Raw genomic sequence first — 12,849 nt, 5'->3', positions numbered from 1 at the left:
CGTATTGACGCTCCGATTCGTCACGCCTGTTCGTTAAACATCAGTACAAATTGTTTATCATCTACGTACATGATTTTTATAGTCATTCCTGGCTGTAACTGTGGTGCATAGAGAGGATTAATCGATTCTTTTCTCTTAAGAACCCGACCTTCAGCATTCAGGACATATTCCACGTTCATATAGCCTGAACCATCGCTGGCGGCAGCGCGTATGCTTTTAATGGTCGCCATGATCGGTCGTCCATCGCGGATAATTTTTTCGTGCCGTTTAACGGAAATACTGCAAAAAAAGTAGATAGCGATTAAAGCAACAACTAACACGATAAATCCCATCATAATTGGCTATCCCTTACATCATTAAAGAGTCTACTGGCATTTTAAAAAGGTAAAAATTGTCATTGCTATTAATGCCGTTTCATTAACTCAAACGTACTGGGTACATCGAGCATATTTTTATGCGGATCAGCAGGCAGATAGCGTAATGGGATTTGTTCACCGGCTTGATATTTCTGTATGGAGAGTGCATCAATCACCGTATCTGCTTTACAGGCAATTTTGCTTCCATCTTCGGTTTCAAAAACCAACTCCAGCGTGGCATTGATATAGCCTGAGTTGCCACCAGAGCGACTAAAGACACGTTTGATGGTCGCCAGCGTCAAAATTCCGTGCTCACGGATCTCTTTTTTTACTTTCTCTTTATTCGCATCGTTACGCAGCATCACCACAATAAGGGTGATAAACCCTAAAAGAAAAAAAGAGACAAAGAAGATGCTGATACTCAGCATTATTGTTTCCATTTCAGCCAATCCTGAACGATCAAATTAACATCTTTGGGCCAGACAGCAGCATAGGTTCAACAATCCGCAACTGTAATGTCCGTCACCGCAATACGGTTTTTGCTTCCTTTCTTGACCCTGATTCTGAGACCTTTTTTCAGCAAATGCATCTCTCCGGGGTTGACCAATGCTTTGGCGGTAAACATTTTTTGCTCCCCTTCAAGACAGAAAGTAATGTCATAAAAAAACGCATTGCCATAACGCGCGTTGGTCTGTTGCCACGACTCAATGTACGAATCAAAGAATTCACCCGACCATTCAGCGCTGGTCAAACAATGTTTGATACCGACAACATCGGTGTTATCTCGTTTCTCGATCCACCAGAAAAAAACCGTTGCTGCGACGGTGACAACCATTCCACCGTACATAAAGTATGCGGAGTAATCCTCAAGAGCCATTACCTATCCTCACAGGTGTTAATCTTGCGGCGCATCTTCATCAATAATCAGCCAGACTCTTTGCGGAGTCGCTTTTTTATAATAGATGGCGACTTTCCGTTCCCGCTCCAGTCGCATTAACGCCACCACTGCCACCACCTGGGTAAGCGTTGTCGTGATTTCAACCCCATCCCGTGTGGTGAAGGCCAGTGTAAAAACGCATTTTGGCGATCCGCTGCAGGAACTGGAGAGCTGCTTAATGTGGGTAATTGCCGCAACGGTTTCAATCCCGTTAGCTTTAAAGTCGTCATACACTTTGCCCGTGTGGTAAACCCAGTAGATCAGCGTACAAGGAACGGCAATGCTAATGATGGCCCCAATACTTTCACCCATTGCCACGATGAATCCCCTTTATGATGTCATCCTCCAATGGAGTAGTAATCATATATTTGTTCTTATGACATATTTTCTTTTTACATTCTATTGCGGATCATAAACGACATCGATCACCGCTAACTTGTCCGGTGGGTTACCGGTGTATTTAAACGTCACTGGCAGGCTTTTTTTGAGTTTACTGATGTCAGCAACTTTAACAACCGCAGCAGCGTTATACGCTTTCTTCTTACCTTCAATCTCTGCTTCAAACGTAAAAATAAAATAGTAATCAACATCATTCATCGTTGATGTTTGCTTCCAGCTAATCAACGTACCGATTGCCATCTCACCTTTTTTTGTGGGTGTGATATAGCCGCCCAATTTTTGAGCAAGGTGAAAGTCTCTCCCTTATCCTTAATACCTCTAACACTGGTCATGAAAAAGAAAATAAAAAGAAAAAACCTAACAGCATCATTGAAATGGCGAGTATTTTCATAGGATTTACTTATTCGAAGCAGGAGACAGAGCGAATACGTTAAACGCTAAAACTGATGCGGATAGCCTTCTGATCAAATACACAGGCTATTTATAATTATAATCATGCCAGCAAACATCTACTGATATACAAGCGATAGAATACAGATTAAACACAACTTAAAAAAGAATTATTATATCTGGCATTGGATTGTTGCCAGGATTCAATCCTTGAATCCTGAATATCACCTGGCCACTGTGGACTGGTCACATTGGTTTTATGCCAACAACAACCCTTTTCTTGTCGCGAAACATAAAGTATTCAGAAGAGTGTCCTGTACACCTGAAAAACTTTTACACCTGCGCTATCAAAAATCATCAGTGCATGTGCGATAGCAACATTGAGCATTACAATCCGGAACACTTTTTATATTTCATACTTAATAACAGATTGCAACTTCCGTCATTAGCTTACAGTCTTCTCGTATTAATCACTATCGTCGTTCTAAAGGCGATTTTATTTTAAATTTAATTTTTTTGGGATCTAATTTAGAATAAACCAATGGCACCATAGTACCTTTCTGGTATTCCGGTATTTTAACTACATCGATAACGGATGTACCTTCCGTGGTTATTACTCTATTATCACGCGTCGTAAATCTCACCTGGATAACAACATTTATAAAGGCGGAATTTTCTCCACTGGTACTTCTTATGCTAACAATTTCACCTTGCGTATCAATTGCATCTTCCGGGTCAATCTTAACGCCTCCTGTGCTGGCTTTAATGATCGCATAGATAAAGAAAATCAACGCAATCGATGAAATAAAAATCAGGGGGTAAGTCGTAAAATACGATATGTTCATTCTTAACCTTTTCATATAAACATAAATGCAATAGCAGCCTGGATGGTCATTTTAGTATTATCCCATTTAACACCGGCGACCCTCGCTTTAAACCCATTATCGTAAAGAATCGTAATAGGGTTATTACTCATTTTGATACCCGTAATATTGAACGACGCCGGGTTGAATGATACAGATGTTGTAGCAAATGATAACGATAACCCTGTGAATGAGGAGCTCACACCCGTAGCGCTTTCATTAAATGCAGTCGCAGAGAAACTATGAAATTTCGGTTCAAACTTCGCAGCGGGTGCTTCAAGCGTTATTGCTTCTGCACTGATAAGTTTAATCTTCTTCGGTGATTTTATTGTAATTTCACCTGCATTAACGTTTTGCGTCCAGTCGCCACTGTTTACATCAATAGTGACACCACCATTAATTGTGTCTACTCGTCCACCGGATGCGATCGTCGTCATCTGACCACTGTCATATTTTTCTGTCAGCAGCTCAGTCACATGGTGCAATTCCGTCCCTTCAATATCGGTGACACGACCACCTTTAACGCTGACAGCATCCCCACCGCTGGTAATATTCAGTGTTCGTCCATTCTTAATGGTTTCAGTCTGGCTATTGTTAAAAATAGTGGTTTCCGCCTGATCGACCGTTGTGGTGCGTTTGGCTCGATAATAGAACGTACCGTCCCCAGTGACATCATCTCTTTGTTCTTTCAGAATTGTCGTAGTGCGGTTTCCATCCACGTTGACCGTTTTGTCATTCTCAACCGAGACTTTCATATCTTTCTCGGAATGCAATTCAACGGCTTCATTACCCAATCTGTCTTCAAAGAATAAATAGCTAGCGTTGTCTTTGCTGCCATCCTTGCTGCGGGTCATAAACCCCATACGTGTGGCATCATCCGGTAGTGACCACGGCGGCATGCTGGCTTCGTTATACACACGTCCGGTTACCATCGGACGATCCGGATCGCCGTTGATAAAATCGATGACCACTTCATCGCCAACACGCGGGATCTGCACCCCGCCAAATCCCTGTCCTGCCCAGGCGCTCGAAACGCGTACCCAGCAGGAACTGGTATCGTCACCTTTCGCCATCCTGTCCCAATGGAATTTCACCTTGATGCGGCCATAGCGATCGGTCCAGATGCTCTCTCCTTCCGGCCCCACCACCTTCGCCGTTTGCGGGCCGTAAGTTTTCGGCCAGGGTGTAACGACCGCGGGACGGTACACCACCGAAGCAGGTATCACTGTAAAATCGATACGGTGCTCCGTTTCGCTGTCACTGCCGCTGGCGTAGCGGTTTTCCTCAAAGAAGTAATTTGCTTCGGTAGTCAGGTACTCGCCGTTGTCGCTGAAGAACGGCGCGTTATACAGCGCAAAAGTGCTACCCGGCGCCACGCCAATGGCGGTCGCTGTTCCCTGAATCTGCTGGTGTTCCACCTGCCAGCGCTCCTGACGAATGCGCGCGTAATACTCGCCGTGGCCGTGTTCGACAAAGCGCCCCGGCCAGTCGTACACATCGATGCTGCCCGGCTGTGGTGAAGCAGGGTTCTGCCGTGCCTGGAATAACCATGCATTGGGCTTGCGGAAATCGTAGTCATCAAGGCTATAGATCCCCGGCGTTACGCTATCTTCGAGCGCCCACTGACTGATCCCCTCCTCACTGGTGCTGCCACCCGATGGCGTCTGATGGTACGGAATGGTTTCATAACCGCTAAACGGTTTGAGTTCCGTTGCCGCATCCGTGAGTACCAACACATGACGATCTTCTTCGTGACGGAAGTGGTACGTAATCCCCTCCAGTTCCATCAGACGGCTAATAAAATCAAGACTTGATTCCTGATACTGGACACAGTAATCCCACACACGGTAACTGCCCGTCAGCTTGTCTTCCAGGTTCACCTGATATTCACCCAGCAGCGTTTTCACAATCTGCGGTACAGTCTGCCCCTGGAAGATACGCAGGTTGCGGTCGCGCTTCATCGGCCACAAATCCGGTTCTACCGTAAGTTGATACACCGCATAACGGGTGCCTGAAAGTTCAACGGCGCTGACCGCAACTCGTGTGATTTTACCGTTGATATAACGTGTGCCATTGCTGCTCTGCGTCGGGATTGCCACCGTGACGGACTGACCAAGTAATTTGCTGCGATCAACGCGTGCATCGGTGCCTAACACCGTCAGCGACAGCGCGAACGATTCCGACAGCGCCTCGCGACCGGTCAGTTTCCAGAATAGTAAGCCGTCTACCGGCAATTTTACGGTTATTCTGTTCTGCATAGTATTTATTCCATTTCGCCTGGTTCAGCATCAATATATTAAGTCACCCGTAACTCACTTTATTTCGCCCGGTGAAATTTGATGCTTTGAATAATTTCCTGATACTGTTTCTGGTGATATTCACTGAACTCCCCCGGACAGGTGCCCACATAGCTCACCATTTTTTTGCCCACAGAGGGATCCTCCAGCAGAATTAACGTCTGACGTTGATATATAACATGGTTGTCATTTTTGAACTGGTAGTAAAGCTCGACAGCCGGATAACCATCCACTTCCAACATTTGTGACGACTCAAGGTGAAAGTCGGTTAAGGTCATTTCCAGCTCACGTGTTTTTCGGGCGGCGATCGTGTGAACTTTATCATCGGCTTGTGCACTGGCGCGAGACACGACAAACGTAAATTCACTGCCACCATTACCGCTGTGTGTTAATAAATTCATAGTTCTGTCTTTTAATATTTCGGGCTATGCAATCGTTTTTTTTTGAAATAAGCAGTCATTGCATTATGGCGCAATGGACAAATGAGAGGCATGGGGGCGAGTATTCTCCCCCATGCATGACCGGGCAGGATAGTGCCCGACAGGCAATGACTATTTCGGTTGCGGATTAATCAACCAGGTGCCGGCTTTGGCAATATTGAAGGACTGGCTACGGGTTTGACCGTTGCCCTGCAATACCAGTTCGTAATGACCTGGTTGCAGTTTCAGCGAGGCAAAGCCATTGGTTGCAGGCGTTACGGACTGAGATTCGCCGTTGAGTGTCAGTTTTTCGCCTTCGTTCATGCGCACAAAGATTTGCGCCACCGCACCTTGGGTCGCCACAGGCGTAGCGCTCTGCGTGGAGGGCTGAGATTGTGCAGGCGTCGCTGAAGTCTGTGAACTGGCACTGTTTTCCGGTGCCGTCTGGTGCGCAGGTTGTGTCACGGAAGCGTCGTTCTGCGTGCTGGCTGTTTGCACTGCGGCACTGTCATTGGACGATCCACCGCTAAACAGCATGCCGCCCGCCACCAGCCCCACCACAACACCAGCAGCAACCAGGCCAGGCACTTTATAACGTCGCCAGTCGAGAACCGCCGGTTTCTCTTCCGTCTCTTCAACCGGTACCAGCATGGTGCCCGGTTGTTTCACGCTCAGCACATCATCAAGACCGGCAACCGGCATCTCAATCAGCGCGGCAAACTCATCCACCGTTTGCGGACGGTCTTCCATTTTCAACGCCAGCGCGCGATCAACTGCCTGCAATAATGAGGGTGAATACCCCGGCAGATTGCGCTGGGTCAGCGGCATATAGGTGTCCTGAATACTGCGCACCACACTAACCGGCGGCGGTGAACCAATAATCAGCGTGTGCAGTACCGCGCCTAACGCATAAATATCGGTCCACGGCCCCTGCTCACTTTCATTATCATCGGTGTACTGTTCGATGGGCGCATAACCCGGACGCAGCATAGTTTCGGTTTCATCAGAGATGGAGCCAATGCTGCGGCGTGCAGAGCCAAAGTCCAGCAGCACCGGTAAGCCATTCTCCTGAATCTGGATATTGTCCAGCGAGATATCACGGTGCAGGTAGCCTTCGTCATGAATCGTTTTGATCGCCCCCAGCAGCATCGGCAGCATGCGGCGGATCCAGGCTTCGTTCAGCAGAGCGGGATTTTTCTCACGCAGACGTGAGAGGGTGGTGCCACTGTAAAACACCGTCCCCATGTAGGCGGTATCGTTTTGCACCCAAAAACGCAGTACATGCAGAAGATTCGGGTGATTAAAACGCGCCAGCAAACGCGCTTCCTGAATAAAGCTGTTTAACCCGGCGGTAAACGCTTTGCTGAAGCGTTCACTGCGTAACACCAGCGTCATGTCATCGTTACGTACGGCCAGCGAAGAAGGCATAAATTCTTTAATCGCGATGGTTCGCTCAAGCTGGTGATCCCAGGCGCGATAGACGATGCCAAAACCACCGCCGCCGATCACTTCTTTAATTTCGAACTCATTGAAGCGATATCCCGGCGGCAGCGCATTCGGTACACTCCGGTTGTTATCGTGATCCGTCATATTGGAAAACTCTCTTGATAATGGCTTTACGCCGCAAACTGACAGTGAAACTCACCCTGCTCGAACGTTACACGTAAGCGCTTATATTGCTCGTCGCGGGCGCTGGCGTCGAGTAATAGCTGGCTCATTAACGGCAGCAGTGTATTGGTAAGGATGGCGTCCACCATTCGGCCGCCGGATTCAACTTCGGTACAGCGCTGAACAATCTGTTCCACCACGCTGTCGTCAACTTCCGACACAATGCCGTGGTTCTCTTGCAGGCGCCGTTGAATACGCTTCAGTTGCAGCCGGACAATCATCGCCAGCATCTCATCGCTGAGCGGGAAGTACGGCACCACCAGTAAACGACCAAGCAGTGCAGGCGGGAACACCTGCAGCAACGGCGGGCGCAACGCATCGCGCAACGCATCCGGTTCCGGCATCAAATCCGGATCGGCGCACATCGCAGTAATCAGTTCCGTCCCCACGTTGGAAGTCAGAATAATAATGGTATTGCGGAAGTCGATATGACGCCCTTCACCGTCTTCCATCCAGCCTTTATCGAAGACCTGGAAGAAAATTTCATGTACGTCAGGATGCGCTTTTTCGATTTCATCCAGCAATACCACGCTGTAGGGGCGACGACGCACGGCTTCCGTTAAAACGCCGCCCTCACCATAGCCCACATATCCCGGAGGTGCACCTTTCAGTGTCGACACCGTGTGCGCTTCCTGGAACTCACTCATATTGATGGTGATAACGTTTTGCTCACCACCGTAGAGCGATTCCGCCAGCGCCAGCGCGGTTTCGGTTTTACCCACACCAGACGGGCCGCACAGCATAAACACACCGACCGGCTTGTTCGGATCGTCAAGACGTGCGCGCGAGGTACGCACCCGTTTGGCAATCAGTTCCAGACCATGACGCTGACCTATCACGCGTTCGTTCAGGGTGTCCGCCAGTTTCAGCACCGCGTCAATTTCGTTTTTCACCATTCGGCCCAGAGGAATACCGGTCCAGTCGGAGACGACAGCCGCCACCACGTTGGCATCCACCGACGTAAACAGCAACGGCGCATCGCCCTGCAAGGCTCGTAATGTACTCTGCTGTTGCGCCAACGTTTCACGCAACCCGGCCAGTTCCTCTTCCTGCGCAGTATGTAGTTGCGCACGCAGGTCGATGATCGCATCCACCAGCGCCTGTTCCTGTTCCCAGCGCCGGGTCAATTCATCACGCTGTTCGCTAAGTTTGTCGAGATCGGATTGCAGACCCACTACGCGACCACTGTCACCCGCCGCCATTTTGGCTTCACGGGTGGCGATGTCAATTTCCACCTCCAGCGCAGCCATACGGTGCAGGCAATCTTCCAGTTGCGGCGGCGGTGAACTTTGGCTCACCGCGACACGCGCACAGGCCGTATCCAGCAGCGCCACGGCTTTGTCCGGTAACTGACGTGCCGGAATATAACGGTGCGACAATTTCACCGCGGCGACGACGGCCTCATCCAGCAGCAATACGCGATGGTGTTTCTCCAGCGCCGACACGGTGCTGCGCAACATCAGCACGGCTTTCTCTTCATCAGGCTCGGCGACCTGTACAGTTTGGAAACGGCGAGTCAGCGCCGGATCTTTCTCAATGTATTTTTTGTATTCCGCCCAGGTGGTTGCACCGATGGTACGCAACTGACCACGCGCCAGCGCCGGTTTCAGCAGGTTTGCGGCATCGCCCGTCCCTTGTTGGCCACCTGCACCAATCAGTGTATGGATCTCATCGATAAACAGAATAATTGGCGTCGGGCTGGACTGAACTTCGTTGATCAGCGATTGCAGGCGGGCTTCAAATTCACCTTTCATGCCAGCACCGGCCTGTAACATGCCGATATCCAGCAACCAGAGCTGCACATTGGTCAGTGGTTCCGGCACATCCCCTGCGGCAATCCGCAACGCAAGGCCTTCCACCACGGCAGTTTTACCCACCCCGGCTTCACCGGTCAGCAGCGGGTTATTCTGGCGGCGACGCATCAGAATATCCACCATCTGGCGGATCTCTTCGTCACGCCCGACCACCGGGTCAATTTTTCCGTCACGCGCCCGCGCGGTCAGATCCTGACCATACTGTGCCAGCGTACCCTGCTGCTGCGGTACCGCCGCGCTGCTGTCATCCAGCGCCGCAACCGACTGCTGCGTCTCTTTGCTGTCGGCAAAGATGCTGTCGAAATTATCCAGTAAAGCGTCGGCGCTGATGCGTTCAAACTGCGGGGAGATGCCTTTCAATACCGTCGCCAGGCTCCAGGTTTTCAGGATACCTGCCAGCAGATGCCCGCCGCGAATGCGGTTAACACCGAACTTCAGAGAACCGTAAACCCATGCGCGCTCCACAGCGGTATCAATATGTTCAGACAAATCAGAGACTGAACTGGCGCCGCGTGGCAATTTGTCCAGCGCCGCGACGATATCACGGGTTAATGCTTGCTCATCCAGCGAGAAGTGGCGGATAGCCTGTTGCAGATCGCCGCCGGATTGCTGCATCAATTGATGCAACCAGTGAACCAGCTCTACATAAGGGTTGCCACGCAGTTTGCAAAACGCGGTGGCGCTTTCCAGCGAGGTAAATAACAGCGTATCGAGTTTGCCGAACAAAACGGCGCGGCTGATTTCTGACATGAGTTCATCCGTTAGTTGTACGTCAGATTAAAAACAGGAAGGGTTACCCCTCCGGGCTGAAAACCAAATCTCCACGCGCTTCTGGCTGCGGTTGTGCTCCCAGCCAGGCGCTGTACCCCAGGCGGCCTGAGCCGCCCAGCGCTGCGCCAGCAACATCTTCGCTGCGCAAAATCACTTTCACCGCCCACTGATACTCAATGCCCAGATACTGGCGCACCCAGTCACGTAACGCGGTGACATACTGTTCACCCGGCAAAAACCGACGATAGGTATCGACAGGTAAAGGACCAATTTCGATGCGAAATTTATGGCACACATCGCGTACGGCTTCCCCAAGAAATGCCGACTGTCCCAGACGTGGCGCATGTCGCCCCCCCTGTAAACGCGCGCGCTCGCGTTCGCTGAGCGGCATCCACTGAGGGACGTTTTCAACAATCCTCACCGGCACATTAAAATAGCTGCGCAGGATCTTCTCCAGCCCTTCCGGATCGCGTCCATTACGGGTCAAATGCCCGGCCAGCGCAAAACGGGCATGAGAACTGAGGCTGCCTTTTTCCAGTTGTCCTGGTTGCCCCATCCCCACCAGCGAAGCGATATACTGCTCAAACCGTTTATTGTCTTGCCTGTCGAGCGACACCGTGGGCTGCGCATCAGCCCAGGCGCGGTAAAACAGCAGCGCCAGGCGGTGATGAAACACATCGGCAAAGGCGCTCAGGCTGGCATCCTGGTGATGATCAATACGCTCGCTGGCATATTCTGTCAGATGTACTGGCAACGGCCCATTGGGGCCGAACAACCCAAAGCTTAAGATCGAGATGTCGTACAGCGGCGAGTCTTTGCGTTTGCTGACGCCCGCCAGCGTAGATGGCGCAAAGCCCAGCGACGGCTTCTGTCCAATGCGCAGCGATTCAAATCGCGGTAGCGGCGCACGCCCCAACGGATAGCGCTCCCCTCCCCGTGCATCCACACGGCGCAACAAGGTAAAGAGATCGTAACGCCACGGGGTTGCCATCACGTTTTGCCAGAAGGTCTCCGGCAGCGCATTTGCGCGGGTGATGACCGGTGGACCAGCAAGCGTATCGCTCATATCAGCGCCCTCTTGCCCATCCGCGGCGGCCAGTAGCCAATTTCACCGCGCTGCTGAGTTTTCAGCGTAAACTCGGTGAAGCTGTTCATTCCCACCAGTCTGGCGAATACGCGCTCCAGCACGCTACCAAACAGATAAGGGCTGAAACCGGAAAATGCCTGCTCATCAACAGTCAGCGTGATACCAGTACCGCGGGCAAAAACAATCGGCCCCGGCTCAGGGACCCGGCGATGCACCGGTTCCAGCACGCAGTGGCGTACACCTTCAATCTGGCGCGCGACGGGCGCTTCCGCCAACCGGGTATACAGCCCTAAGAGCTGGCGCAGCGCGGCCGCCCCTTCACCCTCATCACCATCCATCAGGCTGAGATAATTCATCTGTAACTGGCTGATCAACCGCCAGGTACTCAACCCTTCCGCCAGTGCCGGACGCGGTGGTGTCGGACCTTTGCGTAACTGTAAGGATTTCACTGGCAGGGAATCTGGCATGACAAAATTGCCGATTTCCTGTTGCAGCATCAGCGGCAGATCACGGCTGGTACAGAGCACTTCGGCGGTGATATAGCGTAAATCCTCACGCCATGGCGCATGTTGCTCATCGACGAGAGAAGCAAATACCTCGGAACCGATATAACCAGTGCGCGTACCGTAGCGCTGAGCATGCTCAGAAAGCGCGCGTTGTTCCCGGCGCAACGAGAAATAAGCGCCATAATTGCCATTATCCTGACTCCAGCTACTCCAGAACGGACGAAAAGTTTGCTCGTCGCGTTGCCCATCCACGCTGGCATGAATTTTGGTGACCGCGTAAATCTCATAATCCAGTGGGCGAATGTTATCCACCACCAGATGGTATTCGTGCAGGTTGTCGCTCAGTTTCTGCCGTTCAGCAATTTTCGGAAACAGATTCACCACTGGCGTACAGTGCAGCGCGAGATGGTTTTTATCGACCACGCGCTCCAGTTGCCCGTCGGCTTTATCCAGCAGAATAATGATATCGAAGGATTTCGCTTCGCCACTTTGCGCCAGCATCGGGCGCAAACCGTGCAGGCTGATAAACAGAAAACGTGCCGGGAAGGCAAAATATTCCTGCAACAAGCGATAGCCATCAAAATTACGCAAATCGTCCGGCAACAGGGCCTGATTTGCACTAAATCCCTCCTGACGCAGGGCGTCGTCGGCCAGAACGAGCGGCGGCGTTTTTTGCCCATTCGCCTGACATAGCATGCCAACCTGATGGCCCATCAGCAGTTCCAGCAGTTTTAGCGCCTGCATATCCGGACCGCTGAGGAACAGTTCAAGGTGATCAAAATCCAGATGACTAAGATTAACCGGGCCATCACAGCTCAGACGAATGCGCAATGCGCTCTGTGCGCCGCGCTGGCTCAATCCCACCTGCGCCAGCGGCAGATCGGCGGGAACGCCCCCCAGCTCAACCTGAGTGATGGTCAGGGGCAGTAGCGTCACATCATGCGCGGTGGTGTAGCTACAGGTGACGCCATTTTTTTTCATCACCTGGCTGTCCATCATGGTGCCGCGTGGTACCACAAATCCGTGGCTTAAATCCCCTTTTGCGCTGTCCGGTTGCAGCTCGGCAATCGCCATAGAGGGCGTTGGCGCAAGATAATTGGGTGCGATCATCTCCAACAGACGCTGAGAAAAGCGAGGAAACTCCGCGTCCATCTTAAGCTGCACGCGCGAAGTGAGGAACGCAAAACCTTCCATCAGACGCTCGACGTAAGGATCGGCCACATCCATGCCGTGCATGCCAAGGCGCCCCGCCACTTTCGGGTAGCGCCCGGCAAACTCTTGCCCCATCTCACGCAGCCAGGCCAGCTCGCGGTTGTAGTATTCGAGTAATTTGCTTTCCATC

General features: G+C 51.3%; 12 protein-coding genes. All 12 read right to left on the bottom strand.

Going from position 1 to position 12,849, the window contains the following annotated elements:
• Positions 1-20: 20 nt before the first annotated feature.
• Entirely contained in the window at positions 21-335 is a 315-nt protein-coding gene (locus GA0061071_RS13885) for a hypothetical protein (RefSeq protein WP_088237896.1), read from the bottom strand.
• A 68-nt stretch (positions 336-403) separates the two neighbouring features.
• A complete protein-coding gene (locus GA0061071_RS13880; RefSeq protein ID WP_088237897.1) occupies positions 404-784 on the bottom strand; it encodes a DUF3592 domain-containing protein in 381 nt (126 codons plus the stop codon).
• 68 nt (positions 785-852) lie between these two features.
• Positions 853-1,233, bottom strand: coding sequence for a hypothetical protein (locus GA0061071_RS13875; protein ID WP_088237898.1), 381 nt, complete (start codon positions 1,231-1,233; stop codon positions 853-855).
• Between the two features lie 18 nt (positions 1,234-1,251).
• Positions 1,252-1,605: a hypothetical protein gene (locus GA0061071_RS13870; RefSeq protein WP_245191428.1), complete on the bottom strand. Its 354-nt coding sequence runs from the start codon at positions 1,603-1,605 to the stop codon at positions 1,252-1,254.
• A gap of 87 nt (positions 1,606-1,692) precedes the next feature.
• Entirely contained in the window at positions 1,693-1,932 is a 240-nt protein-coding gene (locus GA0061071_RS13865; protein WP_139109664.1) for a hypothetical protein, read from the bottom strand.
• 623 nt (positions 1,933-2,555) lie between these two features.
• A complete protein-coding gene (locus GA0061071_RS13860) occupies positions 2,556-2,927 on the bottom strand; it encodes a DUF3592 domain-containing protein (protein ID WP_139109663.1) in 372 nt (123 codons plus the stop codon).
• 11 nt (positions 2,928-2,938) lie between these two features.
• Positions 2,939-5,203 carry a type VI secretion system Vgr family protein gene (locus tag GA0061071_RS13855; protein WP_088237902.1) on the bottom strand — a complete coding sequence of 755 codons (2,265 nt, stop codon included), beginning with the start codon at positions 5,201-5,203 and terminating at the stop codon, positions 2,939-2,941.
• A 59-nt stretch (positions 5,204-5,262) separates the two neighbouring features.
• Positions 5,263-5,643: a DcrB-related protein gene (locus tag GA0061071_RS13850; protein WP_061496485.1), complete on the bottom strand. Its 381-nt coding sequence runs from the start codon at positions 5,641-5,643 to the stop codon at positions 5,263-5,265.
• Positions 5,644-5,793: 150 nt separating this feature from the next.
• A complete protein-coding gene (locus tag GA0061071_RS13845; protein ID WP_088237903.1) occupies positions 5,794-7,251 on the bottom strand; it encodes a serine/threonine protein kinase in 1,458 nt (485 codons plus the stop codon).
• A gap of 26 nt (positions 7,252-7,277) precedes the next feature.
• Positions 7,278-9,893 carry a type VI secretion system ATPase TssH gene (gene tssH / locus GA0061071_RS13840; protein ID WP_088237904.1) on the bottom strand — a complete coding sequence of 872 codons (2,616 nt, stop codon included), beginning with the start codon at positions 9,891-9,893 and terminating at the stop codon, positions 7,278-7,280.
• Positions 9,894-9,936: 43 nt separating this feature from the next.
• Positions 9,937-10,980, bottom strand: a complete 1,044-nt coding sequence (gene tssG / locus GA0061071_RS13835; protein ID WP_088237905.1) for a type VI secretion system baseplate subunit TssG — start codon at positions 10,978-10,980, stop codon at positions 9,937-9,939.
• Positions 10,977-12,848 (bottom strand): type VI secretion system baseplate subunit TssF, encoded by a 1,872-nt coding sequence (tssF, locus tag GA0061071_RS13830; RefSeq protein WP_061496491.1) that lies wholly within the window; start codon positions 12,846-12,848, stop codon positions 10,977-10,979. Before tssF ends, tssG begins: the two co-directional genes overlap by 4 nt.
• Position 12,849 lies beyond the last annotated feature (1 nt).

This window comes from Kosakonia oryzendophytica (assembly GCF_900094925.1).
Lineage (GTDB): Bacteria > Pseudomonadota > Gammaproteobacteria > Enterobacterales > Enterobacteriaceae > Kosakonia > Kosakonia oryzendophytica.
The sequence above is the reverse complement of the archived record's forward strand: the minus strand, read 5'-3'. Positions and strand labels throughout refer to the sequence as shown.

Coding starts and splice junctions, on each gene's coding strand:
- GA0061071_RS13885 (WP_088237896.1), bottom strand. CDS start 335: ATGATGGGATTTATCGTGTTAGTTGTTGCTTTAATCGCTATCTACTTT.
- GA0061071_RS13880 (WP_088237897.1), bottom strand. CDS start 784: ATGCTGAGTATCAGCATCTTCTTTGTCTCTTTTTTTCTTTTAGGGTTT.
- GA0061071_RS13875 (WP_088237898.1), bottom strand. CDS start 1,233: ATGGCTCTTGAGGATTACTCCGCATACTTTATGTACGGTGGAATGGTT.
- GA0061071_RS13870 (WP_245191428.1), bottom strand. CDS start 1,605: ATGGGTGAAAGTATTGGGGCCATCATTAGCATTGCCGTTCCTTGTACG.
- GA0061071_RS13865 (WP_139109664.1), bottom strand. CDS start 1,932: ATGGCAATCGGTACGTTGATTAGCTGGAAGCAAACATCAACGATGAAT.
- GA0061071_RS13860 (WP_139109663.1), bottom strand. CDS start 2,927: ATGAACATATCGTATTTTACGACTTACCCCCTGATTTTTATTTCATCG.
- GA0061071_RS13855 (WP_088237902.1), bottom strand. CDS start 5,203: ATGCAGAACAGAATAACCGTAAAATTGCCGGTAGACGGCTTACTATTC.
- GA0061071_RS13850 (WP_061496485.1), bottom strand. CDS start 5,643: ATGAATTTATTAACACACAGCGGTAATGGTGGCAGTGAATTTACGTTT.
- GA0061071_RS13845 (WP_088237903.1), bottom strand. CDS start 7,251: ATGACGGATCACGATAACAACCGGAGTGTACCGAATGCGCTGCCGCCG.
- tssH (WP_088237904.1), bottom strand. CDS start 9,893: ATGTCAGAAATCAGCCGCGCCGTTTTGTTCGGCAAACTCGATACGCTG.
- tssG (WP_088237905.1), bottom strand. CDS start 10,980: ATGAGCGATACGCTTGCTGGTCCACCGGTCATCACCCGCGCAAATGCG.
- tssF (WP_061496491.1), bottom strand. CDS start 12,848: ATGGAAAGCAAATTACTCGAATACTACAACCGCGAGCTGGCCTGGCTG.